Origin of the sequence: Burkholderia sp. E168m15 (assembly GCF_016586105.1) — a bacterium.
GTDB lineage: Bacteria > Pseudomonadota > Gammaproteobacteria > Burkholderiales > Burkholderiaceae > Burkholderia > Burkholderia orbicola.
In genome coordinates, this window is the sequence record NZ_BCPO01000037.1 from 1 (window position 1) to 23,817 (window position 23,817).

Sequence of the window (23,817 nt, forward strand, 5' to 3'; positions counted from 1 at the left end):
CCGGATTGCGGTCGGGCAGCTCGCTGACCTGATCGTCCCGGATCGCGATTTCTTCGCGTGCGCGGAGGACGATATCGCCGGCACGACCGCATTGCTGACGGTGGTCGACGGGAAGATCGTATGGGGCGCGGGGCCGTTCGCCTCGCACGACGCGCCGATCCCGCCGGCGATGCCCGACTGGTCGCCGGTGCGCGAGTTCGGGGGCTATGGTGGCTGGGGCGCGACGCAGCGCAACGGCGCGCCGCTGCAACGCGCGGCGGCCGCTGCGATGTGCGGCTGCGCGAACGAATGCAACGTTCACCAGCATGCGCACGCGGGCGCGTGGGGCCGCACGTTGCCGACGTCGGACGCGAAGGGTTTCTGGGGCGCGTTCGGTTGTTCGTGCTGGGCCGTCTGACATGACGACGCGCTCCGTCTACGGCACCCCCGCGTGGGTCCGCGCGCTGCTGTCGCAGCCGTGGGTCCTGCCGCTCTCGCGCCTCGCGCTGGTGTCCGCCTATTTGCTCGGCGGCGTCGCGAAGGCGCTCGACTTCCCCGGCGCGGTCGCGGAGCAGGCGCATTTCGGCCTGCAGCCGGCCGCGCTGTGGGCAGCGCTTGCGATCGCGGTCGAGATCGCGGGCTCGCTGTGCGTGGTGTTTCGCCGCTTCACGTGGCTCGGCGCCGGCAGTCTCGGCATGCTGACGCTCGTCGCGATGGTCGTGGCGAACGATTTCTGGAACCGTTCGGGAGCCGAACACTTCATGGCGCTCAACAGCTTTTTCGAGCATCTCGGGCTGATCGCGGCACTCGTGCTCGCGACCATGCTCGACGATGCGCGGCAATCGGCCGATGATGGCCGTTCCATTCGATGACGATGCAACAACCAGGAAATCCTGTGATGAAATCTGTTCGTTCCGTGCTGCTCGCCGCGATGCTCGCGGGCGGCCTCGCCGTTGCCCCCGTGACGTTCGCAAAACCGCCGGTGCCGCCCGCGGCGGTGCCGACGGTGGCGGTCGGCCCGCAGTACGACACGACGCACGTGTGCGTCGCACCCGAAGACTTCGACCGCTTCACCGACAGCTTCGTCGCGACCTTCGGCGGCAAGAAGTCGAAGCAGGGCGTGTTCCAGGTCACGCCCACGCCGAGCCAGACGATGTCGCAACTGGTGCTCACGCCGGTCGGCACGATCTCGGTGTTCGGCTTCAAGACGCCGATCCCGTATCCGTTCTGCGCGGAGCGCACCGGTTATCTCGTGACCGACATGGACGTTGCCGTGAAGTCGGCGCGCGAGCACGGTGCCGACGTGATCGTCGACACGTTCCCCGACCCGATCGGCCGCGACGCGATCATCACGTGGGCGGGCGGCGTGAACATGCAGCTGTACTGGCACACGCAGGTGCCTAATTACGACGCACTGCAGACCATTCCCGAGAATCGCGTGTACGTGTCGCCGCAAAGCGTGCGCAAGTTCGTGCACGACTTCGTCAAGTTCTCGAAGGGTAAAGTGGTGTCCGATAACTTGAAGGCGCCGGGCATCGAGATCGGCCGGCCGGACGATACGTACCGCCGGATTCGCATCGAATCGGGTTTCGGCAAGATGACCGTGCTGGTGACCGACGGCCATCTGCCTTACCCGTTCGGGCGTGAAATGACCGGCTACGAAGTCACCGATCTCGCCGCGACGCTGAAGCAGGCCGAAGCCGCGGGCGTGACGGTGCTGGTGCCGCCGTTCAAGTCGGACGGTCGCGACGCGGCGCTCGTGCAGTTTCCGGGCGGCTACGTCGCCGAGATCCACGCGAGCGTGGCGCGATGAAGCACGAGGACACGATCCTTGCCGCGGTGGCCGGCTTCGTCGATACGCTCAGCTTCGTCGCGCTGTTCGGGCTGTTCACCGCGCACGTGACCGGCAACTTCGTGCTGATCGGCGCGGGCATCGCCGGCTTCGGTCAGGGCGTCGTGCTGAAGCTCAGCGTGTTTCCCGCGTTCGTGTGCGGCGTGATCGCGAGCAGCCTGATCGCGCGGTCGATGGCCGCGCGACCCGCCTGGCAGGGCACGCGCGTGCTGCATACGGTGCAGGCCGTGCTGTTGCTCGGCTTCTGTGCGGCCGGCGTGTGGGCGACGCCCGTCACGCAGCCCGACAGCCTGGCGGCGCTCGTGGCCGGCATCGTCGGCACGTTCGCGATGGGCGTGCAGAATGCGCATCCGCGCGTGATCGCCCGCGCGGGCGGCGTGCCGAATACGGTGATGACCGGCAACGTCACGCAGGCGATCCTGGATGCGGTCGACATCCTGTCTCCCGGCACGGCGGACGGCGTGCGCGCCACCGCGCGCGCACGCTTCGCGAAGATGCTGCCGGCGATCGTCGCGTTCGCGCTCGGCGCGGCGGGCGGTGCGCTCGGGTTTCGCTATGTCGGGTTCCTGGCGCTGCTGGTGCCTGCCGGCGCGCTCGCGATGCTCGCGCTGTGCGCGGCGCGAGCGGCCGGTACCACCGCGCAGGAGCGCGCATGATCGAGCGACGCAGGCGACGCCACGGCCGCCGCGTCGAGCGGGCCGCGCGCGTGTCGATCGTCGCGGGGCTGTTGTTCGCGGGCGTCGACGCGGTGTGCGCGGAAACGGCAACTGCGTCGACTTCGACGCAAGAACCGGCGCCGGCGTCGACCGCGTCATCGGCTTCGGCGCCGGCCTCGACGTGCACCGCCAAACGCCCGACGATCTTGTTCAACCGCTGGCAGGAAGACTGGTCGGTGCTCGCGAATCCGTGCGTGCCGCGCGCGCCGCTCGACGGGTTGAAATACCTTCCCCTCGGCAACGATCCGCAATCCTATCTGTCACTCGGCGTGAACCTGCGCGAGCGTCTCGAGACCAACGACGCGCCGCTGTTCGGCATCGGCTCCGCGCAATCGGATACGTACCTGATCCAGCGCGTCGAAGTGCACGCCGATGCGCATCTCGGCCCGCACTGGCAGTTTTTCGCGCAATTGCAGGACGCACGCGCATTCGGCAAGAACACGGTGTCGCCGGTCGACAGGAACCCGCTCGATCTCGAACAGGCGTTCGCGACCTACACGGGCGCGCTCGGCGGCGGCACGGTCAAGTTCCGCGTCGGCCGGCAGGAGATGGCGTTCGACCTGCAGCGCTTCATCGCCGCGCGCGACGGCCCGAACGTGCGGCTGGCGTTCGATGCGGTGTGGGCCGACTACGAATACGGCAAGTGGCGCTTCATCGGCTATGCGACGCAGCCGGTGCAGAACCGCAACGCGTCCGATTTCGACGACGTGTCGAATCGCGATCTCACGTTCAGCGGCGTGCGCTTCGAGCGGCAGTCGGTCGGGCCGGGCGACCTGTCCGGCTACTGGTCGCGCTACAACCGCAGCAGCGCGCGTTTTCTCGATGCGAGCGGCCCCGAGCATCGCGACGTATGGGACGTTCGCTACACGGGCACGCACGGGCGCTTCGACTGGGATCTCGAAACGATGCTGCAGAGCGGCACGGTCGGCAACGCCACGATCGGCGCGTGGGCCGTCGGTTCGATCGCCGGCTACAGGCTCGACGCGCCGTGGTCGCCGCGCATTGCGCTGCAGGTCGACGCGGCATCGGGCGACCGGCATCCGCACGACGGCCGCGTCGGCACCTTCAATCCGCTGTTTCCGAACGGCTATTACTTCACGCTGGCCGGCTATACGAGTTACGCGAACCTGATTCACGTGAAGCCGTCGGTGACGCTGAAACCGTCGGCGAACCTGTCGCTGCTCGGCGCGCTGGGCTTCCAGTGGCGGGAGACGACCGGCGACGCCGTCTATCAGCAGCCGAACATCCCGGTGCCGGGCACGGCGGGCAAGGGCGGGTTGTGGACGGGCATGTACGTGCAGCTGCGCGCGGACTGGACGATCGCCGCGAACCTGATCGGCGCGATCGAGGCCGTGCATTTCCAGGTCGGCGACGCGATCCGGCAGGCGGGCGGGCACAACGCGGATTATGTCGGCGTCGAGCTGAAGTACGGCTGGTGACGGCGGCGCGCGGCAACCCGCACGCGACATGAAAAAGGGCAGCCCCGCGGGGCTGCCCTTCGTTCGTCCGGGCCGGCAGTTTGGTCGGCCCGTTCGCGGTGATGGCGATGCCGTTACAGGTTCGGCGACAGCGCGAGCGCGTTCGTCAGGTCACCCATCGGCTGCGCGCCGTTCGCCTTCAGCGCGTCGTCGCGCTGCTGCAGGCCCGCGAGGCGCGGCAGCGAGAAGCGGCGCGTGATGAAGCGCAGGATCGAACCCGTGTCGTACTGCGTGTGATCGACGAAGCCCTTCTTCGCATACGGCGACACGATCAGCGCGGGAATGCGGGTGCCCGGGCCCCAGCGGTCGGCGTTCGGCGGCGTCGCATGATCCCAGAAGCCGCCGTTTTCGTCGTACGTGACGACCACGACCATGTTCTTCCACTGCGGGCTGGCCTGCAGGTGCGCGATCACGTCGGCGATGTGCTGGTCGCCGGACGTGACGTCCGTGTACCCCGGGTGCTCGTTCAGGTTGCCTTGCGGCTTGTAGAACGTGACCTGCGGCAGCGTGCCCGCATCGATCGCCTTGATGAACTCGGCGCCGTTCGCGCCGCCGTCGAGCAGGTGCTGCGCGCGGCTCGCGGTGCCCGGCGCCTGGTTCGCGAAGTAGTTGAACGGCTGGTGGTGCGGCTGGAAGTTCGGCGTCGACAGGTCGGCGCCGTAGATCACGTTCGACGTGCCGTTCTGGCTCGCCTGCAGCGCCTGGCCCCACGCGCCGGAATACCACGCCCACGACACGCCCGCGTTGGTCATCAGGTCGCCGATGTTGGTCGCCGTCTGCGGCGGCATCGTCGACGGATTGGCCGGGTCGGCGAGCAGCGGATCGCCGCCCGCGGCCGCCTTGTTGCCGCTCGGCTGATACGCCGGCTGCATCGTGTTGATGCCGTAGAAGTCGGGCGTGAGCGCGCCGTCGTTGACGAACTTCGGCGGGCCGCTCAGCGCGGACGCCGGCGAATTCGTCGCGACCTTCAGCGATTTGCCGTCGGCGTTCAGCACGGCGATCTTGCCGGCCGCCGGGCTCTTGTCGGCATTCGCGTAGTACGGCGCGCACGCGCAGATCAGGTACTGGTGGTTCAGGAACGAACCGCCGAACGCGCCCATGAAGAAGTTGTCGGCGAGCACGTACTGCTGCGCGATCTTCCACAGCGGCAGCTTCGACGGATCGGCCGTGTAGTGGCCCATCGTCAGGCCGCCCGCGTCGGTCCAGGCGGCGTACATGTCGTTCTTGCCGCCGTTGATCTGCATCTGGTCCTGGTAGAAGCGGTGCACGATGTCGCGCGTCGCGATGCTCATCGACTGGTTGAAGCCTTTCGGATCGTCGATCGCGAACGGCGCGTTCGGCAGGTTCGCCGTCATCGCCTCGGTCACCGCCGGCGTGATGCCGGTCGCGGTGAGGCCGCCCCAGATCTTCGGCAGCGTCGCCATCGTCGAGCCGTCGCGATCCTTCTGCACCGAATTCGCGGCCGTCGCGTTCTGCAGGCCGTTCGCGCCAGGGAAGTTGCCGTACAGGTTGTCGAAGCTGCGGTTTTCCGCGTAGATCACGACGACGTTCTTGACGGCCGACAGGCCCTGTTGCGTGACGTCGTCGCCGCCGCAGGCGGTCAGGCTGAGCGCGGCCGCGAGGGCGATCGGCGTGTAGCGAATCCAGGCGTGCTTCTTCATGCGATGTTCTCTCTCATTCGTCGTTGGTCGCGTGTGGGAACCGGGTGGCGGGAGGGCCGGCGTGCGAACCTCGCGGTACCGCCCGGCTGCGCGCATTATCTGGAACCGATTTGACAGCCGGGTGTAGGGACGCTTTCAATTGACTGTCGGTTGAACGTCATCCAACGGTCACGGAACTGACATAAGCTCCGGCCGATTGCCCACCGCTACCAGAACAACGATGCACACCCTTCTGAAATCCTTCGCGTCCGCGCGATCGCTGATTCCCGCTGCGGCGACGCTCGCGATGGTTGGCGCGCTCGCGGCGCTGGCTGGTTGCGATGCGCAGCCCGGCACGAGTGCGTCGGCCGCGTCCGTCGTACCGGCGGCGCAGGCCGCTCCGGCCACTCCGGCCGCCCCGGCGGTCGCGCCGGCCAGCCAGCCGCAGACGCGTGCGCAGGTGTTCGAGGGCGTGAAGCAGATGACGGCGCTCGGCAAGCAGCTGTTCTTCGATCCGTCGCTGTCCGGGTCCGGCAAGCTCGCTTGCGCGTCGTGCCACAGCGTCGAGCATGCGTTCGGGCCGCCGAACGCGCTGTCGGTGCAGCTGGGCGGCGACGACATGCACCGTACCGGCTTTCGCGCGGTGCCGTCGCTGAAGTACCTGCGCGGTATCCCGCCGTTCAGCGAGCACTTCCACGATTCGCCGGACGAAGGTGACGAAAGCATCGACGCGGGGCCGACCGGCGGGCTGACCTGGGATGGTCGCGTCGATACGCGCGATGCGCAGGCCCGCATTCCGCTCACGTCGCCGTTCGAGATGAGCAGTTCGCCCGCGCGGGTCGCGAAGGCGGTTCGCGCAGCGCCGTACGCCGACGCGTTCCGCAAGGCGTTCGGCGACCAGGTGCTCGGCGACGACCGGGCGACGTTCGATGCGGTGCTGCGCGCGCTCGACGCATTCCAGCAGCAGCCGGCGCTGTTCGATCCGTACACGAGCAAATACGACGCGTATCTGGCCGGTCACGCGCAGCTCACGCCCGCGGAGTTGCACGGCCTGCAGCTGTTCAACGACGAGAAGAAGGGCAACTGCGCGAGCTGCCACATCAGCCAGCGCACGCTCGAAGGCGGCCCGCCGCAGTTCAGCGATTTCGGGCTGATCGCGATCGCGGTGCCGCGCAACCGCGCGCTGCCCGTCAATCGCGACCCGCGCTTCTACGATCTCGGCGCCTGCGGCCCCGAACGCACCGACCTGAAGGGCCGCGACGAATTCTGCGGGCTGTTCCGCACGCCGTCGCTGCGCAACGTCGCGCTGCGCAAGACGTTCTTCCACAACGGCGTGTATCACTCGCTCGAGGACGTGATGCGCTTCTACGTCGAACGCGACATCCATCCGGAGAAGTTCTATCCGGTCGTGCACGGCAAGGTGCAGATCTACGACGATCTGCCGAAGCGCTACTGGCCGAACATCAACCGCGAAGCGCCGTTCGACCGCAAGCGCGGCGACCAGCCGGCGCTGAACGCGGCCGAGATCAAGGACGTGATCGCGTTCCTCGGCACGCTGACTGACGGGTATCAGCAAACGGCCGCGTTAGCCAAGCCCTAGAGGCGTTCATTACAGCACGCATGCTATGCTCGCTCGCTGACGGGCGTGGCGCATACCGGAGGGCCGGCCCCCGGTCCGCCGGCATGCGCCACGCCGTTCGATCGAACATCCAAGGAGAAAAACATGTCGATGCGTGCATCCCTTTCCATCGTCACGCGTGTGCTGGCCGGCGCCGCGTGCGCAGCCGCGATGCTGCCCGCCCATGCGCAGAACAACCTGAATTTCCTGAACGACACGCCGATCAGCTATTTCAGCAAGACCGATCGCGCGTCGCTCTCCAGGGCGGTCGTGCAGGCGCGCGACGAAGGCAAGGACGGCGAAACCACGACGTGGCAGAGCAACGGCCGCGGCACGCAGATCGACGCGAAGCTCACGCCGAGCACGACCGAGACGGACGGCAAGACCTGCCGCGAAATCGCGACCGAAATCACCGCGAAGGGCCAGACGATGACGCTCAAGCCCGTCTACTGCAAGACGGCCGCGGGCAAGTGGCAGCTGCAGAAGCGCTGAGCACGCGCATGATGAAGCGGGGCGGCGCGCCGCGCACGGTGTCGTGCGGCGTCGTGATCCTCGATACGGCCGGCCGCGTGTTCCTCGCGCACGCGACGGACACCACGCACTGGGACATCCCGAAGGGGCAGGGCGAACCGGGCGAGACGCCGGCCGACGCCGCGCTGCGCGAACTGCTCGAGGAAACCGGCATCGAGTTCGCGCCGGCACGCTTGCTCGATCTCGGCCGTTTCGCGTACCGGCACGACAAGGACCTGCACCTGTTCGCGGTGCAGGTGGCCGAAGGCGAGATCGATCCCGCGCGGTGTACGTGTACGTCGCTGTTTCCGAGCCGTCGCGACGGCTCGATGATTCCCGAGATGGATGCGTATCGCTGGACCGTGCCGGGCGACGTCGACACCTATGCGAGCCGCAGTCTCGCGCGGCTGTTTCGCACGAAGCTGTCGCTGGCGGAGCTGCATCGGCGGTTGTCGGGCGCGTGAATGAGCGCCGCCGCTGTCGCTGCGGCCATCCGTCCTTCGGCGCACGCCGATAAAAAAACCGGCCCTCGAGCCGGTTTTTTTCATGGGCAGGCAGCGGGGCGGCTTGCGAAGCCGCACGCCGCCGCGTGCAGCAGGCCGTCAGGCCGGCTTGCCCCAGCTGTCGCGCAGCCCGACGATCCGGTTGAACACCGGCTTGCCCGGCTTCGAATCGACACGGTCTGCAACAAAGTAGCCGTGGCGCTCGAACTGCAGGCGCGTTTCCGGCGCGACGTCGCCGTTGCCCGGCTCGACGTACGCCTGCACGATCTTCTTCGAATCGGGGTTCAGCGCCTCGAGGAAGTTCGCGCCGCCCGCGTCCGGGTGCGGCTCCTTGAACAGGCGGTCGTAGATCCGCACTTCGGCCGGCTGCGCGTGCTTCGCGCTGACCCAGTGGATGTTGCCCTTGACCTTGTACGTGTTCGCGCCTTCGGTGCCCGACTTGCTGTCCGGGAAGTAGTTGCAGTGCACGGCCGTCACGTTGCCGTCGGCGTCCTTGTCGAAGCCCGTGCACTCGATCACGTAGCCGTAGCGCAGGCGCACCTTGTTGCCCGGGAACAGCCGGAAATAACCCTTCGGCGGATTCTCGACGAAGTCCTCGCGCTCGATCCACAGCTCGCGCGAGATCGGGAACGTGCGCACGCCGCGGTCCGGATGGTGCGGATGCACGGGCGCCGTGCAGGCTTCCTCGAGGTCTTCCGGATAGTTGTCGATCACGAGCTTCAGCGGATCGAGCACCGCGACCGTACGCGCGGCCTTGTCGTCGAGGTCGTCGCGCAGCGCGCCTTCGAAGATGCTCATGTCGATCCACGAATCGATCTTCGTCACACCGATCCGTTCGCAGAACAGATGAATGCTTTCCGGCGTGAAGCCGCGGCGGCGCACGCCGACGATCGTCGGCATCCGCGGGTCGTCCCAGCCGTCGACATGGCCTTCGGTGACGAGCTGCAGCAGCTTGCGCTTGCTGGTGATCGCGTACGTGAGGTTCAGCCGCGAGAATTCGATCTGTTGCGGCAGCGGGCGCGTGAACACGCCGGCTTCCGCGAGTTCGTTCAGCACCCAGTCGTACAGCGGGCGGTGATCCTCGAATTCGAGCGTGCACAGCGAATGCGTGATGCCTTCGAGCGCATCCGAGATGCAGTGCGTGTAGTCGTACATCGGATACACGCACCATGCGTCGCCGGTGCGGTAATGGTGCGCGTAGCGGATCCGGTAGATCACCGGGTCGCGCATGTTCATGTTCGGCGACGCCATGTCGATCTTCGCGCGCAGCACGTGCTCGCCTTCCTTGAACTCGCCGGCCTTCATGCGGCGGAACAGGTCGAGGTTTTCTGCCGGCGTGCGATCACGGAACGGCGACGGCTTGCCGCCTTCGGTCAGCGAACCGCGGTTCGCGCGCATTTCGTCGGCGCTCTGGCTGTCGACGTACGCCTTGCCGCGCTGGATCAGCAGCTCGGCGAATTCGTACAGCTTGTCGTAGTAGTCGCTCGCGAAATACTGATGATCGACCGCGTCCTTGCGCCAGTCGAAGCCGAGCCAGCGCACCGCGTCGACGATCGAGTCGACGTATTCGACGCTTTCCTTTTCCGGGTTCGTGTCGTCGAAGCGCAGGTGGCACACGCCGCCGTAGTCGCGCGCGACGCTGAAGTTCAGGCAGATGCTCTTCGCGTGACCGATGTGCAGATAGCCGTTCGGCTCGGGCGGGAAGCGCGTTTCGACGCGGCCGCCCCATTTGCCGGTGCGGTTGTCGTCGTCGATGATGTTGCGGATGAAATTGGAAGCCGCGGGGGCGTCGTTGCGTTCGGTGCTCATGCGGTTGGCGTCAGGGTTGTGTCGGCGCGTCGCGCCGGTTTAATCCTGTAATTCTACCTGACCGGGGTCCGTCCCGCGCGGCCTGCCGGTCGGCTGCCCTCGGTTCGCGAGGTGTTTCGCAATATATCGAGTGTGTGTCGGCTGTAACACGACGTAAATCGGATTGCCGGCACCGTTCGGGTTTTCCTATGATCGCTTTACCGATTCAATGCCGCCATTCGCAATTTTTGCCTGGCGGGAGGAAGCCAATAATCATGATGAAGAAGACCACTTTTCTCGTTCGTACCGCGGTGATCGTCGCGGCCCTGTCGCAACTCGGCGCATGCGCGATGACGCATACGCAACGCAATGCCGGGATCGGCGCGGCCGCGGGCGGCGCGCTCGGCTACCTGATCACGGGCGGCCCGGTCGGCACGGTGGCCGGCGCAGCGGCAGGCGGCTTGGTCGGCGCCGGCGTACGCTGATCTGCCACGCCGGCTGGCGCCCGCGACGCGGGCGCCGCTGCATGCCGACCGGTCGTGACGCCTGCCTGAGCGCGTCACGACCCGCTCGAAGGTCACGCACATCCCCCGGATTTTGACAGGCACCATCAGGGAGAGGCGGGTGTGCGACACTGCGTCGACGCTACAACACGATTCCATTCGTCGACGAATCCTTCCATGACCGACCCCGTCGTTTTCGTCCTGCCGGGCTATGCCAATTCGGGCCCGCTCCACTGGCAAAGCCGCTGGGAGCGCGCGGATGCGCGCTTCTCGCGGGTCACGATGCCTGACTGGAACCGCGCATTCCGCAATGGCTGGTGTCTCGCGCTCGACCGGGCGGTCGAAGCCGCGCGCGGGCCCGTGCTGATCGCCGGCCACAGCCTCGGCACGCTGACCACCGCCTGGTGGGCGACCCGCTATGCACGCCCGGCCGCGCTCGCGAAAGTGCGCGGCGCGCTGCTCGTCGCGTTGCCCGATCCCGCCGGGCCGGTGTTTCCGGCAGAGGCACACGGCTTCGGCCCGGTGCCCCACGAGCGGCTGCCGTTTCCCACCTGTGTCGTCGCGAGCAGCGACGATCCGTACGGTTCACTCGCGTTCGCACGCGGCTGCGCGAACGCGTGGGGCAGCACGTTCCATGACCTCGGCCCGCGCGGCCACATCAACGCGGATAGCGGGCTCGGCGACTGGCCGCAAGCGCGCGGCTGGCTCGACGCGCTCGGGCGTTAGTCAGCCTGCCGGTCGGGCGCGGGTCGCGGCCGTGTGATCCCGTCGTTGCACGCCACGTGCGCCCGCAGCCGCCGCGACGCCGTCACCCGAATCGCGTCAGATCGCCTGTTTCGCCTTCAACGCGGCGATCCGCACGTCGTCGTAGCCGAGCATGTCGCGCAGCACGTCTTCCGTCTGCGCGCCGAGCAGCGGCGGGGCCGTGCGCGCATCGGGCGGCGTCGCGCTCATCCGGATCGGGTTGCGCACGAGCTTCACGTCCGCGCCGCACGGGTGCGGCAGCGACACCTGCATCCCGCGCGCGACCACCTGCTCGTTGTCGAACACCTCGTCGAGATCGTTGATCGGCCCGCACGGCACGCCGGCCGCTTCGAGCGCGCCGATCCAGTCGGCCTTGCCGCGGGCCTTCACCATCTCCGCGAGGATCGGCACCAGCGTGTCGCGGTGACGCACGCGCGACGGGTTCGTCGCGAAGCGCTCGTCGTCGGCCAGCTCGGGCCGGCCGCCGGCCTCGACGAACTTGCGGAACTGCCCATCGTTGCCGACCGCGACGATGATCCAGCCGTCGCGCGTCTGGAACGTCTGGTACGGCACGATGTTCGGATGCGCGTTGCCCCAGCGCACCGGCGGCTTGCCGCTCGCGAGGAAGTTGGTGTTCATGTTCGCGAGCAGCGCGACCTGCACGTCGAGCAGCGCCATGTCGATGTACTGGCCTTCGCCCGTGCGGTCGCGATGCGCGAGCGCGGCGAGCACGGCGATCGTCGAATAGAGGCCGGTCGCGAGATCGGCGATCGCGACGCCGGCCTTCTGCGGGCCGCCACCCGGCTCGCCGTCGCGTTCGCCGGTGATGCTCATGAAGCCGCCGATCCCCTGCACGATGAAGTCGTAGCCCGCGCGGTGCGCGTACGGGCCGGTCTGGCCGAAGCCGGTGACCGAGCAGTAGACGAGATCGGGCTTCACCGCCCGCAGCGCCTCATAGTCGAGCCCGTATTTCTTCAACTGGCCGACCTTGTAGTTCTCGAGCACGACGTCGCTCCGCGCGGCGAGCTCGCGCACGATCTGCTGCCCTTCGGGCGTCGCGATGTCGATCGTCACCGAGCGCTTGTTGCGGTTCGCCGCGAGGTAGTACGCGGCTTCGGCGGTATCGGCGCCGTCCGCGTCCTTCAGGTACGGCGGCCCCCAGTGGCGCGTGTCGTCGCCGGCGCCCGGGCGCTCGACCTTGATCACGTCCGCGCCGAAGTCGGCAAGGGTCTGCGCGCACCACGGGCCCGCGAGCACGCGGGTCAGGTCCAGCACGCGGATATGGCTCAGGGCACCCATCGTCGAATCGTCTCCTTTCATGGCGGGCCTGCGTTGTCGGGCAAGGCCGATTGGCATGCCGAGCATCTTAAGGCGAATCGGCCGCGCGGGTGGCCCAGGCGGCTCGTCCGGATGGCCGAGCCGCGTTGCCGGCGCTTTGCCCGGAAGCCGGCCCCGATCCCGTATAATCGATCGTTTCCGAATCCATGCCGCCGCGCGCCCCGCCTGGGGCGCCGGCGTTTGAAGCCGTCTTTGCCAGACTGTCCCCGCACGCCATGAAAGCTGCCGAAATCCGCGAGAAATTCCTCAAATTCTTCGAATCGAAGGGCCACACGATCGTCCGCTCGTCGAGCCTCGTGCCCGGTAACGACCCCACGCTGATGTTCACGAACTCGGGCATGGTCCAGTTCAAGGACGTCTTCCTCGGCACGGACCCGCGCCCGTACTCGCGCGCCACGACGGCGCAGCGCAGCGTGCGCGCGGGCGGCAAGCACAACGACCTCGAGAACGTCGGCTACACGGCGCGCCACCACACGTTCTTCGAGATGCTCGGCAACTTCTCGTTCGGCGACTACTTCAAGCACGACGCGATCAAGTTCGCGTGGGAGCTGCTGACCACGGTCTACCAGCTGCCGAAGGACAAGCTGTGGGTGACCGTCTACCGGGAAGACGACGAGGCCTACGACATCTGGGCGAAGGAAGTCGGCGTGCCGACCGAGCGGATCATCCGGATCGGCGACAACAAGGGCGCGCGTTACGCATCGGACAACTTCTGGACGATGGGCGACACCGGCCCGTGCGGCCCGTGTACCGAAATCTTCTACGACCACGGCCCGGACGTGTGGGGCGGCCCGCCGGGGTCGCCTGAAGAAGACGGCGACCGCTACATCGAGATCTGGAACCTCGTGTTCATGCAGTTCAACCGCGACGCGCAGGGCAACATGACGCGCCTGCCGAAGCAGTCGGTCGACACCGGCATGGGCCTCGAGCGTCTCGCCGCGGTGCTGCAGCACGTGCACAGCAACTACGATATCGACCTGTTCCAGAACCTGATCAAGGCCGCCGCGCGCGTGACCGAGATCAGCGACCTCACGAACAACTCGCTGAAGGTGATCGCCGATCACATCCGCGCGTGCTCGTTCCTGATCGTCGATGGCGTGATCCCCGGCAACGAAGGTCGCGGCTACGTGCTGCGCCGGATCGTGCGCCGCGCGATCCGTCACGGCTACAAGCTGGGCCGCAAGGGCGCGTTCTTCCACAAGCTGGTGGCCGACCTCGTCGCCGAGATGGGCACCGCCTATCCGGAGCTGAAGGAAGCCGAACAGCGCGTGACCGACGTGCTGCGCCAGGAAGAAGAGCGCTTCTTCGAGACGATCGAGCACGGGATGTCGATCCTCGAAGCCGCGCTGGCAGAGGTCGAGGCGAAGGGCGGCAAGGTGCTCGACGGCGAACTCGCGTTCAAGCTGCACGACACGTACGGCTTCCCGCTGGACCTGACGGCCGACGTGTGCCGCGAGCGCGGGATGACGGTCGACGAGCCGGCATTCGACGACGCGATGGCGCGTCAGCGCGAGCAGGCGCGCGCGGCCGGCAAGTTCAAGGCGACGCAGGGCCTCGAATACTCGGGCGCCAAGACCACCTTCCACGGTTACGAGGAAATCGCGTTCGACGACGCGAAGGTCGTCGCGCTGTACGTGGACGGTTCGGCCGTCAACGAGGTGAAGGCCGGCCAGGACGCGGTCGTCGTGCTCGACCACACGCCGTTCTACGCGGAATCGGGCGGCCAGGTCGGCGACCAGGGCGTGCTCGCGAACGCCGCGACGCGCTTCGCGGTGGCCGACACGCTGAAGGTGCAGGCCGACGTGATCGGTCACCACGGCACGCTGGAGCAGGGCACGCTGAAGGTCGGCGACGTGCTGCGCGCGGAAATCGACGCGCAGCGCCGCGCCCGCACGCAGCGCAACCACTCGGCCACCCACCTGATGCACAAGGCGCTGCGCGAGGTGCTCGGCGCGCACGTGCAGCAGAAGGGTTCGCTCGTCGACGCGGACAAGACCCGTTTCGACTTCGCGCACAACGCACCGATGACCGACGACGAAATCCGTCGCGTCGAGCAGATCGTCAACAACGAGATCCTGGCCAACGCGCCGGGCATCGTGCGCGTGATGCCGTACGACGAAGCGGTGAAGGGCGGCGCGATGGCGCTGTTCGGCGAGAAGTACGGCGATGAAGTGCGCGTGCTCGACCTCGGCTTCTCGCGCGAACTGTGCGGCGGCACGCACGTGCACCGCACCGGCGACATCGGCTTGTTCAAGATCGTCGTCGAAGGCGGCGTCGCGGCCGGTATCCGCCGCGTCGAGGCGATCACCGGCGACAACGCGGTGCGCTACGTGCAGGAGCTCGACGCGCGCGTGAACGAAGCCGCGGCCGCGCTGAAGGCGCAGCCGTCGGAACTCACGCAGCGCATCGCGCAGGTGCAGGAGCAGGTGAAGTCGCTCGAGAAGGAACTGGGCGCGCTGAAGTCGAAGCTCGCGTCGAGCCAGGGCGACGAGCTCGCGCAGCAGGCCGTCGAAGTGGCGGGCGTGTACGTGCTGGCCGCGACGCTCGACGGCGCCGATGCGAAGACGCTGCGCGAAACGGTCGACAAGCTGAAGGACAAGCTGAAGAGCGCGGCGATCGTGCTGGCGGCCGTCGAAGGCGGCAAGGTGAGCCTGATCGCGGGCGTCACGCCGGACGCGAGCAAGAAGGTCAAGGCCGGCGAGCTCGTGAACTTCGTCGCGCAGCAAGTGGGCGGCAAGGGCGGTGGCCGTCCGGACATGGCGCAGGCGGGCGGCACCGAGCCGGCGAACCTGCCGGGCGCGCTGGCCGGCGTGAAGGGCTGGGTCGAAGAACGGCTCTGATCCCTGAGCGTTGCACGACCGATGCGATGCCGTCGCCCTGACGGCATCGCGTGAATCGAAAAACGACCCGATCGGCAGGCGCCGGTCGGGTCGTTTCGTTTGTGCAGCCCATGCGCGTCGATCGATGCGGCGGCGCGCGCATACGGGTCAGGCCGGCACGGTCACCGTTGGCGTCGTCATGTCCCCAGGCTGCCGCGCGGCGTCGGTGAGCGCATCGCGCAGCGCGGCGAGCGCCGCCGACGCATAACCGCGCCGCCACCCGAGCAGCGTGTCGATGCCTTCGAGTTCGGGAATCGTGTGCGCGGCGATGTTGCCGGTCTCCGGCTGCAGATCGAGCACCGAACGTGGCGCGACCGCGACGCCCGCGCCGGCCGCGACGCACGCGACGATCGCGTGATACGAACCGAGTTCGAGCACCCGGGCCGGCTTCACGCCGTGCGCCGCGTACCACCGTTCGACGTACTTGCGATACGCGCAGCCGCGCTCGAACGCGATCAGCGTGGGCAGGATCACGTCGCGCGGCGTGCGCACCGGCGGATGGCCGCGCGGCGTGAGCAGCACGAGATCCTCGCGGAAGATCGGCACCGTCTCGAACGTGTCGGGCAGCGTGTCCGGCTCGGGCGGGCGCGCGAACAGCGCGGCGTCGATCTCGAAGTCGCGCACGCGGTCGATCAGGCAGCCCGTCGTACCCGTCAGCAGTTCGAGCGACACGTCGGGCCATGCATGGTGGTAGCGCGCGAGGAGGGTCGGCAGCCGGCTCGCGGCCGTGCTTTCCATCGTGCCGAGCCGCAGCCGGCCGCGCGGCGTGTCCTCGCGCACCGCGTCGCGCGCCTCGTCGGCGAGCGCGAGCAGGCGCTCCGCATATGGCAGCAGCGTGTGCCCGGCCGGGGTCAGTACGAGCCGGCGGCCGTCGCGCACGAATAGCGCCGCGCCGAGTTCCTCCTCCAGTTGCTTGATGCGCGTCGTGACGTTCGACTGCACGCGATTGAGCTTGGCCGCCGCGCGCGTCACGCCGTTTTCGCGCACGACCGCCCGGAAAATCGCCAGCGCCGCCAGGTCCATGATTCTCTCCTAGGGATGAATCGATTCTTAATTATTCATTTTTCGAGAACGGTTGGTCAAGCTAGGATGGGCCCATTCCGATTTCCGATCCGGCCGGCGCGCGACGCGCCGGTCCATGCCGCCATGTCCCGCTTCGATGCCCTGACCGCCGCCGCCCGCGTGCTTTCGTCCGACCAGGCCGACCGCCATGCCCGCGCGGCCGCGCTCGCCTGCATGGTCGGCCTGGCCGTCGTGCTCGGCGTCGGCCGTTTCGCGTTCACGCCGCTGTTGCCGTTGATGCTCGCGGACGGCTCGATCGGGCTGAAGGGCGGCAGCTGGCTCGCATCGTCGAATTACGCGGGCTACTTCGTCGGCGCGGTCACTTGCGCGGCGCTGCGCGTCGCGCCGGCGCGGATGGTGCGCTTCGGGCTCGTCGCGACCGTGCTGCTGACCGCCGCGATGGGCGTCGGCCACCTGCTGCCGGTGTGGCTCGTCGTGCGCTTCGTCGCGGGCGTCGTCAGCGCATGGACGTTCGTGTTCGTGTCGCAATGGGGGTTGCGGCGTCTGGCCGAGCTGCATGCGCCCGAATGGAGCGGGGTGATCTACGCGGGGCCGGGCGTCGGCATCGTGGTGACGGGGCTGATCGGCAGTGCGCTGGCCGGGCAGCACGCGGCGGTGGGCTGGCTGGGTTTCGCGGCGTTGTCGGCTGTCCTGTCGGTCGCGATCTGGCGCACGTTTGGTACGACGCCGGCTCCCGAACGGACTCCGACCCCGGCGCACGCACAGGCCGCACCGCCGGCTGCCGCGCCGTATGCGGCCACCGGTGCGCCCGCCACCCCGGCGGCGCGGGCCGATACGCGAAGCCCTCGCGCGGACGCCGCGTGGCTCGTCGTGCTCTACGGCACCCCCGGCTTCGGCTACATCATCACCGCGACGTTCCTGCCGGTGATCGCGCGCGCCGCGCTGCCGGCCGCCTCGCCGTGGCCCGACCTGTTCTGGCCGATGTTCGGCGCCGCGCTGATCTTCGGCGCGATCACCGCCGCGCGGCTGCCCGGACACTGGGACAACCGGCTGCTGCTGGCGGCCGGCTGCGTGACGCAGGCGCTCGGTATCGTAGCCGGGATCGTGTGGCCGAACGCGGCCGGTTTCTCGATCGGCAGCGCGCTGCTCGGCCTGCCGTTCACCGCGATCACGCTGTTCGCGATGCGCGAGGCAAGGCGTCTGCACGGCGAGCGCGCGGCCGGGCTGATGGGCTATGCGACCGCCTCGTACGGCGTCGGGCAGATCCTCGGGCCGCTCGTCGCGGCGCCGCTGGCCGCGCGCTTCGGGTCGTTCACACCTGCGCTGTGGGTCGCGGTGGCCGCGCTACTGCTCGGCGCCGCCGGCTTCGCGGCGACTGCCGCACACGGGCGCAGGTTGCCCTGACGCCGGTGGGGCCGGATCGTCTCGGGCGCGGGCAAACTCGCTAGAATGAAGCCTTTCCCGCGCCGAGCGGGTGTCCGACGCGGCCTGCAGGCCGATGCCCGGCGCTCGCCAGATCCCCATCGATGACCACCGCCGACTACCGCTTTTGCCCGCGCTGCGCGAGCCCGCTGACCGAGCGTTCCGATCCCGACCATGAAGGCGGCCGCGTCCGCCAGGCCTGCCCCGACGACACCTGCGGCTACGTGCACTGGAACAACCCGCTGCCGGTCGTCGCCGCGATCGTCGAGCTCGACGGCAAGATCCTGCTCGCGCGCAACGCCGCGTGGCCCGAAGGGATGTTCGCGCTGATCACCGGCTTCCTCGAAAACGGCGAGACGCCCGAGGACGGCATCGCCCGCGAGGTGTTCGAGGAAACCGCGCTGAAGGCCGAGCAGGTGTCGCTCGTCGGCGTGTACGAATTCATCCGCAAGAACGAACTGATCATCGCGTACCACGTGCGGGCGTCGGGCACGGTGTCGCTGTCGCCGGAACTGCTCGAATACAAGCTCGTCGATCCACCGCTGCTGCGCCCGTGGCGTGCCGGCACGGGTGTTGCGCTCGCCGACTGGATGCGCGCGCGCGGCCTCGATTTCGAATTCGTCGACCGGCCGGGGCAGTGACGCGCCGGCCTGCCCGCGGCGTGTCGTCCGCCGTGCCGCGCGTGATCGCGACGCGGCGCCGCGTTGCCTGCCGGCGCGCCGCGTGCTTCGGCCGCCGCGCGTCGTTCCAACCGTTCCCATCGTTCCCTTCGCTTCCCTCGTCCTGAGCGCCATCGCCATGTCCGACAAGCCGCAGCCGCGTCCGCGCGACGCCTATCGCCACTTCCTGCCGATCACGACCCGCTGGATGGACAACGACGTCTACGGGCACGTGAACAACGTCGTCTACTACAGCTACTTCGACACCGTCGTGAACGAGTACCTGATCCGCGCGGGCGTGCTCGACGTCGAGCACGGGCAGACGATCGGGCTGGTCGTCGAGACGCAGTGCAACTACTTCGCGCCGCTCGTGTTCCCGCAATCGGTCGACGCGGGGCTGCGCGTCGTGAAGCTCGGCACGTCGAGCGTGCGCTACGAAGTCGGGCTGTTCGCGCAAGGCGATGCGTCGCCCGCCGCGCAGGGGCATTTCGTGCACGTGTACGTCGATCGCGGCACGCGCCGCCCGGTGCCGCTGCCCGACGCGCTGCGCGCCGCGCTCGAACCGCTCGCCGCCTGACGCTGCGCGGTGCACGCGTTCGCGCTCCAGGCCTTCAACGGCCTCAGCTACGGCTTGCTGCTGTTCATGCTGTCGGCCGGCCTCACGCTGATCTTCAGCGTGCAGGGTGTGCTCAACTTCGCGCATGCGAGCTTCTACATGCTCGGTGCGTACGTGGGCTACAGCATCGCGGCCTGGGCGGGCTTCTGGCCCGCGCTCGTGCTCGCGCCGCTGGCGGTCGGGCTGCTCGGCGCCGGCTGCGAACGCGCGCTGCTGCGCCGCGTGCAGGCGCGCGGCCATACGAGCGAACTGCTGCTGACCTTCGGTCTTGCATACCTGATCGGCGAGGGCGCGAAACTCGTGTGGGGCCTCGCGCCGCTGCCGGCGCCGGTGCCGCCGCTGTTCGACGGCGCGCCCGTGACCGTGTTCGGTCTCGCCTTGCCGCGTTACCGGCTGTTCATGATGGCGATGTCCACGACGATGCTGGTCGCGCTCGGCGTGCTGCTGCGCGCGTCGCGTATCGGGCTCGTCGTGCGCGCGGCGCTCACGCATCGCGCGGCGGTCGAGGCGCTCGGCTACGATGTGCCGCGCGTGATGACGGCGCTGTTCGGCGCGGGCACCGCGCTCGCGGCGCTGGCCGGCGTGATCGGCGCGCCGCTCGCGGTGATCGAACCGGCGCTCGCCGAGACGGTCGGGTCGGTCGTGTTCGCGGTGGTCGTGATCGGCGGGCTCGGCTCGCTCGGCGGTGCGTTCGTCGCGTCGCTCGCGGTCGGTTTCGCGCAGACCTTCGCGGCCGCGAGCGACACGTCGCTGCGCGACCTCGCGCAATGGACGGGGATCGCGCTGCCCGACAGCGTGGCAGCGGTGTCGATCGCGCAACTGGCGCCGCTGGTGCCGTACCTGCTGCTCGTCGCGGTGCTGGTCGCGCGGCCGCGCGGATTGTTCGGCGAGCGTGTCGATGCGTAGCCGCGCATTGGCCGGATGCATGCGCTGGGCGCTGTTCGCCGCGTGCGTCGCGCTGCCCGCGTGGCTGTGGCCGCATGGTGCGGTGCTCGGCTATCTCGCGCAGACGGCCGCGCTCGTCGTGCTCGCGCTGTCGTACAACCTGCAGCTCGGCACGACCGGGCTGTTGTCGTTCGGGCATGCGGCATTCGCAGGCCTCGGCGCGTTCGCGGCCGCCCACTGGTTCAATCACGTCGGCGGCCCGCTGCCGCTGCTGCCGCTCGTCGGCGGCATGGCCGGCGCGGGCTTCGGGTTCGTCGCCGGGCTGTTGGCGACGCGCCGCTCGGGCACCGCGTTCGCGATGATCACGCTCGGGCTCGGCGAATGCGTCGCGGCCGCCGCGTGGAGCGTGCCCGCGTGGTTCGGCGGGATCGGCGGCGTGCCGATCGACCGGGCGAGCGGCGCGCCGTGGGGCAACGGGTATTTCGGCGCGCCGGCCCACGCGTATGCGCTGATCGCCGCGTGGTGCGTCGTGTCGGCGGCGGCCATGCATGTGCTGACGCGCACACCGCTCGCGCGGCTCGCGAACGCGGTGCGCGACAACCCGGCGCGCGTCGCGGCGCTCGGCACCGATCCGCGCCGCGTGCGGCTCGCGATGGTCACCTGCGCATCGTTCTTCGCCGGCGTCGCCGGCACGCTGACGCTGATCGACGTCGAACTCGCGACGCCCGACAGCGTGTCGATGGCGCGCTCGGCGACCGTGCTGATCGCCGCGGTGATCGGCGGCACCGGTGCGTTCTTCGGGCCGGCGGCCGGCGCGGCCGTGCTGACCGCGCTGAGTATCGGCGTCGCGGGCGTGTCGCGTGCGTGGGCGCTGTATCTGGGCGTGCTGTTCGTCGCGGTCGTCGTGGCCGCGCCGGGCGGGATCGCCGGCATCGCGCAGGCGCTCGCGCATGCATTGCGGCGCGATGTGCCGGCGACCGAGCGCTGGCGGGTGCTGTGCGCGATCGGTGCGTGCGTGTTCTGGGGCGTCGCGATCGTCTGCGCGGCCGAGCTCGGCTATGCGTGGCGCTTCGCGCAGGACGACGGCACGGGCCTCGCTTTCGGCACATGGGGCATCGACGCCGATACGCCGGTCGGCTGGGCCGTCGCGGCTTCGGCGGCCGGCATCGGCACGCTGCTGTGGGGCTGGCGCGCGCGGCTCGGGCACGGCGCGGCGGTCGCCACGCAGGAGGACGCACGATGAACGGCAACGCGATCGCGCTTCACGGCGTGGTGCAGCGCTTCGGCGCGCAGACCGTGCTCGACGGCGTCGATCTGAGCATCGCGGCCGGCGAGCGCCACGCGCTGATCGGACCGAACGGCGCGGGCAAGTCGACGCTGTTCGGCGTGATCGCCGGGGCGACGCGCCCGACGCGCGGGCGCGTCATGCTGCACGGCGTCGAGCTGCGCGGGCGCGGGCCGGTCGTCGCGAGCCGCCTCGGCATCGGCCGCAGTTTCCAGCAGACGAGCGCATTCGCGCGCCTGAGCGTATTCGACAACCTGCGCTGCGCGGCGCTGCATGCGCCGGCCGAGCGGCGGCGCTGGTGGACCCGGCTGCGCGAATCGGCGTCGATCGATCTCGCGGCCGCGCGCGTGCTGTACGACATCGGCCTCGACGCGCGGCGCGACACGCCGGCCGGTGAATTGAGCTACGCGGAGCAACGCGCGCTCGATCTCGGGATCGCGCTCGCGAGCGGTGCACGTACGCTGCTGCTCGACGAGCCGACGGCCGGCATGAGCCGCGCGCAGGCGGCGCGGATGATCGCGCTGATCCGTGCGACGACGCAGGGCCGCACGGTGCTGATGATCGAGCACGACATGGACGCGGTGTTCGGTTTCGCCGAACGCATCACGGTGCTCGTGCGCGGCGCGGTGGTCGCGACCGGCGCGCCCGATGCGATCCGCGCCGATCCGAGCGTGCGTGCCGCGTACCTGGGCGAGGGCGCGGCATGAACGCCGTGCTCGACATTCGCGGGCTGCGCGCGTGGTACGGGAGGCAGCCCGTGCTCGACGGCGTCGATCTCGCGCTCGCGCCGGGCGAGACGCTCGCGCTGCTCGGCCGCAACGGCTCGGGACGCTCGACACTCGCGAAGGCCGTGATGGGGCTCGTACGCACGGCCGGCTCGGTGCGCATCGCCGGCGCCGAATGCGCGGGTGCGCGCACGTTCGAGATCGCGCGGCGCGGCGTTGCTTACGTGGCTGAAAGCCGCGACGTGTTTCCGCTGCTGAGCGTGCGCGACAACCTGCGGCTCGGTTTGCGCGGCGCGAGCGGCGCCGCCGAACGCACGGCGCTCGATCGTCTGTTCGAGCGTTTTCCGCTGCTGGCCGCGCGCGCGGACGTGAAAGCCGGGCGGCTGTCGGGCGGCGAGCAGCAGGTGCTCGCGCTGGTGCGCGCACTCGCCGGCCGCCCGCGCGGGCTGATCGTCGACGAGCCGGCCGAGGGGCTCGCGCCGCTCGCGGTCGACGAAGTCGGCGCATGCCTCGCCGCGCTGCAGGCCGATGGCGTCGCGATCATGCTGATCGAGCAGCGGCTGCAACTCGCGCCGCGGCTCGCGCGGCGCGTTGCGGTGATGGGGCGCGGACGGATCGTCTACGACGGCGCGCTCGACGGGCTGGGCGGCGAGGTCGCCGATGCGTGGTTGAGCGCCGGCTGACCGCGCCCGGTCGATTGTTCGGCAAACTCCGCCAGTCAATTCGCGTCGAGCCGCTTTATCGCTGCGGTGCCGCAACGTACATTGCCAGTCAGGCCGGTCGCCCTCACAACGCGTCGACGCGTCAACGCATCGTCGCGGCAACCGGCACCATCCATCGAACGTCTTCGGACTGAGGAATGAAATCATGAGCAAGCTGACAGGCAAGGTCGCGATCGTCACGGGCGCATCCAAGGGCATCGGCGCGGCAATCGCAAAGGCACTGGCCGACGAAGGCGCAGCGGTCGTCGTCAACTACGCGAGCAGCAAGGCGGGTGCGGACGCGGTCGTGAGCGCGATCACCGAAGCGGGCGGCCGCGCGGTCGCGGTCGGCGGCGACGTGTCGAAGGCCGCCGATGCGCAGCGCATCGTCGATACCGCGATCGACACGTACGGCCGTCTCGACGTGCTCGTCAACAACTCCGGCGTGTACGAATTCGCACCGATCGAAGCAATCACCGAGGAACACTACCGCCGGCAGTTCGACACGAACGTGTTCGGCGTGCTGCTGACCACGCAGGCCGCGGTCAAGCATCTCGGCGAAGGCGCGAGCATCATCAACATCAGCTCGGTGGTGACCAGCATCACGCCGCCGGCCAGCGCCGTGTACAGCGGCACGAAGGGCGCGGTCGACGCGATCACCGGCGTGCTCGCGCTCGAACTCGGCCCGCGCAAGATCCGCGTGAACGCGATCAACCCGGGGATGGTCGTGACCGAAGGCACGCACAGCGCGGGCATCATCGGTTCCGATATGGACGCACAGGTGCGTAGCCAGACGCCGCTCGGCCGGCTCGGCGAGCCGAACGACATCGCGTCGGTCGCCGTATTTCTCGCGTCGGACGATGCACGTTGGCTGACCGGCGAGCGTCTCGTCGCGAGCGGCGGGCTGCGCTGAGCATCCACGCAGTCCACGCGAACGGTGCGTGTGCGCCGTT

At 69.1% G+C, this 23,817-nt stretch carries 23 protein-coding genes; 19 read left to right on the forward strand and 4 right to left on the reverse strand.

Annotated elements, in window-relative coordinates:
• The 5 genes from JMF86_RS06580 to JMF86_RS06600 form a co-directional block, all read left to right on the forward strand.
• A partial coding sequence (locus JMF86_RS06580) for an amidohydrolase family protein (RefSeq protein WP_374039642.1) occupies positions 1-397 on the forward strand: 397 nt, incomplete at its 5' end.
• Position 398: 1 nt separating this feature from the next.
• Entirely contained in the window at positions 399-851 is a 453-nt protein-coding gene (locus JMF86_RS06585; RefSeq protein WP_201316822.1) for a DoxX family protein, read from the forward strand.
• A gap of 26 nt (positions 852-877) precedes the next feature.
• The gene (locus tag JMF86_RS06590; RefSeq protein WP_201316823.1) at positions 878-1,792 is read left to right on the forward strand and encodes a glyoxalase; all 915 of its coding nucleotides are present in this window, start codon (positions 878-880) and stop codon (positions 1,790-1,792) included.
• On the forward strand, positions 1,789-2,487 hold the full coding sequence (locus JMF86_RS06595; protein WP_201316824.1) for a YoaK family protein: 699 nt from the start codon (positions 1,789-1,791) through the stop codon (positions 2,485-2,487). Before JMF86_RS06590 ends, JMF86_RS06595 begins: the two co-directional genes overlap by 4 nt.
• Positions 2,484-3,986, forward strand: coding sequence for an alginate export family protein (locus JMF86_RS06600; protein ID WP_201316825.1), 1,503 nt, complete (start codon positions 2,484-2,486; stop codon positions 3,984-3,986). The genes JMF86_RS06595 and JMF86_RS06600 overlap by 4 nt, the downstream gene beginning before the upstream one ends.
• A gap of 113 nt (positions 3,987-4,099) precedes the next feature.
• On the opposite strand, the gene JMF86_RS06605 is transcribed toward JMF86_RS06600, so the two are convergent.
• Positions 4,100-5,686: an acid phosphatase gene (locus JMF86_RS06605; protein ID WP_011694259.1), complete on the reverse strand. Its 1,587-nt coding sequence runs from the start codon at positions 5,684-5,686 to the stop codon at positions 4,100-4,102.
• A gap of 220 nt (positions 5,687-5,906) precedes the next feature.
• Between JMF86_RS06605 and JMF86_RS06610 the strand changes: the two genes are divergently transcribed.
• From JMF86_RS06610 to JMF86_RS06620, 3 genes are all read left to right on the forward strand, one after another.
• Complete coding sequence (locus tag JMF86_RS06610) at positions 5,907-7,265, forward strand: cytochrome-c peroxidase (RefSeq protein WP_201316826.1); 1,359 nt, start codon at positions 5,907-5,909, stop codon at positions 7,263-7,265.
• A gap of 123 nt (positions 7,266-7,388) precedes the next feature.
• Complete coding sequence (locus JMF86_RS06615; RefSeq protein WP_012328329.1) at positions 7,389-7,775, forward strand: hypothetical protein; 387 nt, start codon at positions 7,389-7,391, stop codon at positions 7,773-7,775.
• Between the two features lie 11 nt (positions 7,776-7,786).
• On the forward strand, positions 7,787-8,257 hold the full coding sequence (locus JMF86_RS06620) for an NUDIX hydrolase (RefSeq protein WP_011545186.1): 471 nt from the start codon (positions 7,787-7,789) through the stop codon (positions 8,255-8,257).
• A gap of 138 nt (positions 8,258-8,395) precedes the next feature.
• Here JMF86_RS06620 and JMF86_RS06625 read toward each other — a convergent pair whose 3' ends face one another.
• Positions 8,396-10,105, reverse strand: a complete 1,710-nt coding sequence (locus tag JMF86_RS06625) for a glutamine--tRNA ligase/YqeY domain fusion protein (RefSeq protein ID WP_054927633.1) — start codon at positions 10,103-10,105, stop codon at positions 8,396-8,398.
• Positions 10,106-10,359: 254 nt separating this feature from the next.
• On the opposite strand from JMF86_RS06625, the gene JMF86_RS06630 reads away from it, so the two are divergent.
• Positions 10,360-10,569: an ornithine acetyltransferase gene (locus JMF86_RS06630; protein ID WP_006497729.1), complete on the forward strand. Its 210-nt coding sequence runs from the start codon at positions 10,360-10,362 to the stop codon at positions 10,567-10,569.
• Between the two features lie 195 nt (positions 10,570-10,764).
• Positions 10,765-11,313, forward strand: a complete 549-nt coding sequence (locus JMF86_RS06635; RefSeq protein WP_201316827.1) for an alpha/beta hydrolase — start codon at positions 10,765-10,767, stop codon at positions 11,311-11,313.
• A 96-nt stretch (positions 11,314-11,409) separates the two neighbouring features.
• Here JMF86_RS06635 and JMF86_RS06640 read toward each other — a convergent pair whose 3' ends face one another.
• Entirely contained in the window at positions 11,410-12,630 is a 1,221-nt protein-coding gene (locus tag JMF86_RS06640) for a CaiB/BaiF CoA-transferase family protein (protein WP_027813482.1), read from the reverse strand.
• Positions 12,631-12,884: 254 nt separating this feature from the next.
• Here JMF86_RS06640 and alaS point away from each other — a divergent pair, with 254 nt between their 5' ends.
• Positions 12,885-15,509 (forward strand): alanine--tRNA ligase, encoded by a 2,625-nt coding sequence (gene alaS / locus JMF86_RS06645; protein WP_201316828.1) that lies wholly within the window; start codon positions 12,885-12,887, stop codon positions 15,507-15,509.
• Positions 15,510-15,656: 147 nt separating this feature from the next.
• Here the strand turns inward: alaS and JMF86_RS06650 are convergent, their stop codons facing one another.
• The gene (locus tag JMF86_RS06650) at positions 15,657-16,571 is read right to left on the reverse strand and encodes a LysR family transcriptional regulator (protein ID WP_053523990.1); all 915 of its coding nucleotides are present in this window, start codon (positions 16,569-16,571) and stop codon (positions 15,657-15,659) included.
• Positions 16,572-16,694: 123 nt separating this feature from the next.
• Here JMF86_RS06650 and JMF86_RS06655 point away from each other — a divergent pair, with 123 nt between their 5' ends.
• The 8 genes from JMF86_RS06655 (at position 16,695) to JMF86_RS06690 (ending at position 23,777) form a co-directional block, all read left to right on the forward strand.
• On the forward strand, positions 16,695-17,975 hold the full coding sequence (locus JMF86_RS06655) for a YbfB/YjiJ family MFS transporter (RefSeq protein ID WP_201316829.1): 1,281 nt from the start codon (positions 16,695-16,697) through the stop codon (positions 17,973-17,975).
• A 122-nt stretch (positions 17,976-18,097) separates the two neighbouring features.
• Positions 18,098-18,634 carry an NUDIX domain-containing protein gene (locus tag JMF86_RS06660; protein ID WP_201316830.1) on the forward strand — a complete coding sequence of 179 codons (537 nt, stop codon included), beginning with the start codon at positions 18,098-18,100 and terminating at the stop codon, positions 18,632-18,634.
• A gap of 157 nt (positions 18,635-18,791) precedes the next feature.
• Complete coding sequence (locus JMF86_RS06665; protein WP_027787751.1) at positions 18,792-19,229, forward strand: thioesterase family protein; 438 nt, start codon at positions 18,792-18,794, stop codon at positions 19,227-19,229.
• Between the two features lie 9 nt (positions 19,230-19,238).
• Entirely contained in the window at positions 19,239-20,174 is a 936-nt protein-coding gene (locus tag JMF86_RS06670) for a branched-chain amino acid ABC transporter permease (protein WP_027814092.1), read from the forward strand.
• Complete coding sequence (locus tag JMF86_RS06675; RefSeq protein WP_201316849.1) at positions 20,167-21,396, forward strand: branched-chain amino acid ABC transporter permease; 1,230 nt, start codon at positions 20,167-20,169, stop codon at positions 21,394-21,396. Before JMF86_RS06670 ends, JMF86_RS06675 begins: the two co-directional genes overlap by 8 nt.
• Positions 21,393-22,145: an ABC transporter ATP-binding protein gene (locus tag JMF86_RS06680; RefSeq protein WP_201316831.1), complete on the forward strand. Its 753-nt coding sequence runs from the start codon at positions 21,393-21,395 to the stop codon at positions 22,143-22,145. The genes JMF86_RS06675 and JMF86_RS06680 overlap by 4 nt, the downstream gene beginning before the upstream one ends.
• Entirely contained in the window at positions 22,142-22,846 is a 705-nt protein-coding gene (locus tag JMF86_RS06685; protein WP_201316832.1) for an ABC transporter ATP-binding protein, read from the forward strand. The genes JMF86_RS06680 and JMF86_RS06685 overlap by 4 nt, the downstream gene beginning before the upstream one ends.
• A 184-nt stretch (positions 22,847-23,030) precedes the next feature.
• Positions 23,031-23,777 carry a glucose 1-dehydrogenase gene (locus JMF86_RS06690; protein WP_027807887.1) on the forward strand — a complete coding sequence of 249 codons (747 nt, stop codon included), beginning with the start codon at positions 23,031-23,033 and terminating at the stop codon, positions 23,775-23,777.
• Positions 23,778-23,817 lie beyond the last annotated feature (40 nt).

What these genes read in the sequence shown, in the direction of transcription:
- JMF86_RS06585 (WP_201316822.1), top strand. Translation starts at nt 399, where the DNA reads ATGACGACGCGCTCCGTCTACGGCACCCCCGCGTGGGTCCGCGCGCTG.
- JMF86_RS06590 (WP_201316823.1), top strand. Translation starts at nt 878, where the DNA reads ATGAAATCTGTTCGTTCCGTGCTGCTCGCCGCGATGCTCGCGGGCGGC.
- JMF86_RS06595 (WP_201316824.1), top strand. Translation starts at nt 1,789, where the DNA reads ATGAAGCACGAGGACACGATCCTTGCCGCGGTGGCCGGCTTCGTCGAT.
- JMF86_RS06600 (WP_201316825.1), top strand. Translation starts at nt 2,484, where the DNA reads ATGATCGAGCGACGCAGGCGACGCCACGGCCGCCGCGTCGAGCGGGCC.
- JMF86_RS06605 (WP_011694259.1), bottom strand. Translation starts at nt 5,686, where the DNA reads ATGAAGAAGCACGCCTGGATTCGCTACACGCCGATCGCCCTCGCGGCC.
- JMF86_RS06610 (WP_201316826.1), top strand. Translation starts at nt 5,907, where the DNA reads ATGCACACCCTTCTGAAATCCTTCGCGTCCGCGCGATCGCTGATTCCC.
- JMF86_RS06615 (WP_012328329.1), top strand. Translation starts at nt 7,389, where the DNA reads ATGTCGATGCGTGCATCCCTTTCCATCGTCACGCGTGTGCTGGCCGGC.
- JMF86_RS06620 (WP_011545186.1), top strand. Translation starts at nt 7,787, where the DNA reads ATGAAGCGGGGCGGCGCGCCGCGCACGGTGTCGTGCGGCGTCGTGATC.
- JMF86_RS06625 (WP_054927633.1), bottom strand. Translation starts at nt 10,105, where the DNA reads ATGAGCACCGAACGCAACGACGCCCCCGCGGCTTCCAATTTCATCCGC.
- JMF86_RS06630 (WP_006497729.1), top strand. Translation starts at nt 10,360, where the DNA reads ATGATGAAGAAGACCACTTTTCTCGTTCGTACCGCGGTGATCGTCGCG.
- JMF86_RS06635 (WP_201316827.1), top strand. Translation starts at nt 10,765, where the DNA reads ATGACCGACCCCGTCGTTTTCGTCCTGCCGGGCTATGCCAATTCGGGC.
- JMF86_RS06640 (WP_027813482.1), bottom strand. Translation starts at nt 12,630, where the DNA reads ATGGGTGCCCTGAGCCATATCCGCGTGCTGGACCTGACCCGCGTGCTC.
- alaS (WP_201316828.1), top strand. Translation starts at nt 12,885, where the DNA reads ATGAAAGCTGCCGAAATCCGCGAGAAATTCCTCAAATTCTTCGAATCG.
- JMF86_RS06650 (WP_053523990.1), bottom strand. Translation starts at nt 16,571, where the DNA reads ATGGACCTGGCGGCGCTGGCGATTTTCCGGGCGGTCGTGCGCGAAAAC.
- JMF86_RS06655 (WP_201316829.1), top strand. Translation starts at nt 16,695, where the DNA reads ATGTCCCGCTTCGATGCCCTGACCGCCGCCGCCCGCGTGCTTTCGTCC.
- JMF86_RS06660 (WP_201316830.1), top strand. Translation starts at nt 18,098, where the DNA reads ATGACCACCGCCGACTACCGCTTTTGCCCGCGCTGCGCGAGCCCGCTG.
- JMF86_RS06665 (WP_027787751.1), top strand. Translation starts at nt 18,792, where the DNA reads ATGTCCGACAAGCCGCAGCCGCGTCCGCGCGACGCCTATCGCCACTTC.
- JMF86_RS06675 (WP_201316849.1), top strand. Translation starts at nt 20,167, where the DNA reads ATGCGTAGCCGCGCATTGGCCGGATGCATGCGCTGGGCGCTGTTCGCC.
- JMF86_RS06680 (WP_201316831.1), top strand. Translation starts at nt 21,393, where the DNA reads ATGAACGGCAACGCGATCGCGCTTCACGGCGTGGTGCAGCGCTTCGGC.
- JMF86_RS06685 (WP_201316832.1), top strand. Translation starts at nt 22,142, where the DNA reads ATGAACGCCGTGCTCGACATTCGCGGGCTGCGCGCGTGGTACGGGAGG.
- JMF86_RS06690 (WP_027807887.1), top strand. Translation starts at nt 23,031, where the DNA reads ATGAGCAAGCTGACAGGCAAGGTCGCGATCGTCACGGGCGCATCCAAG.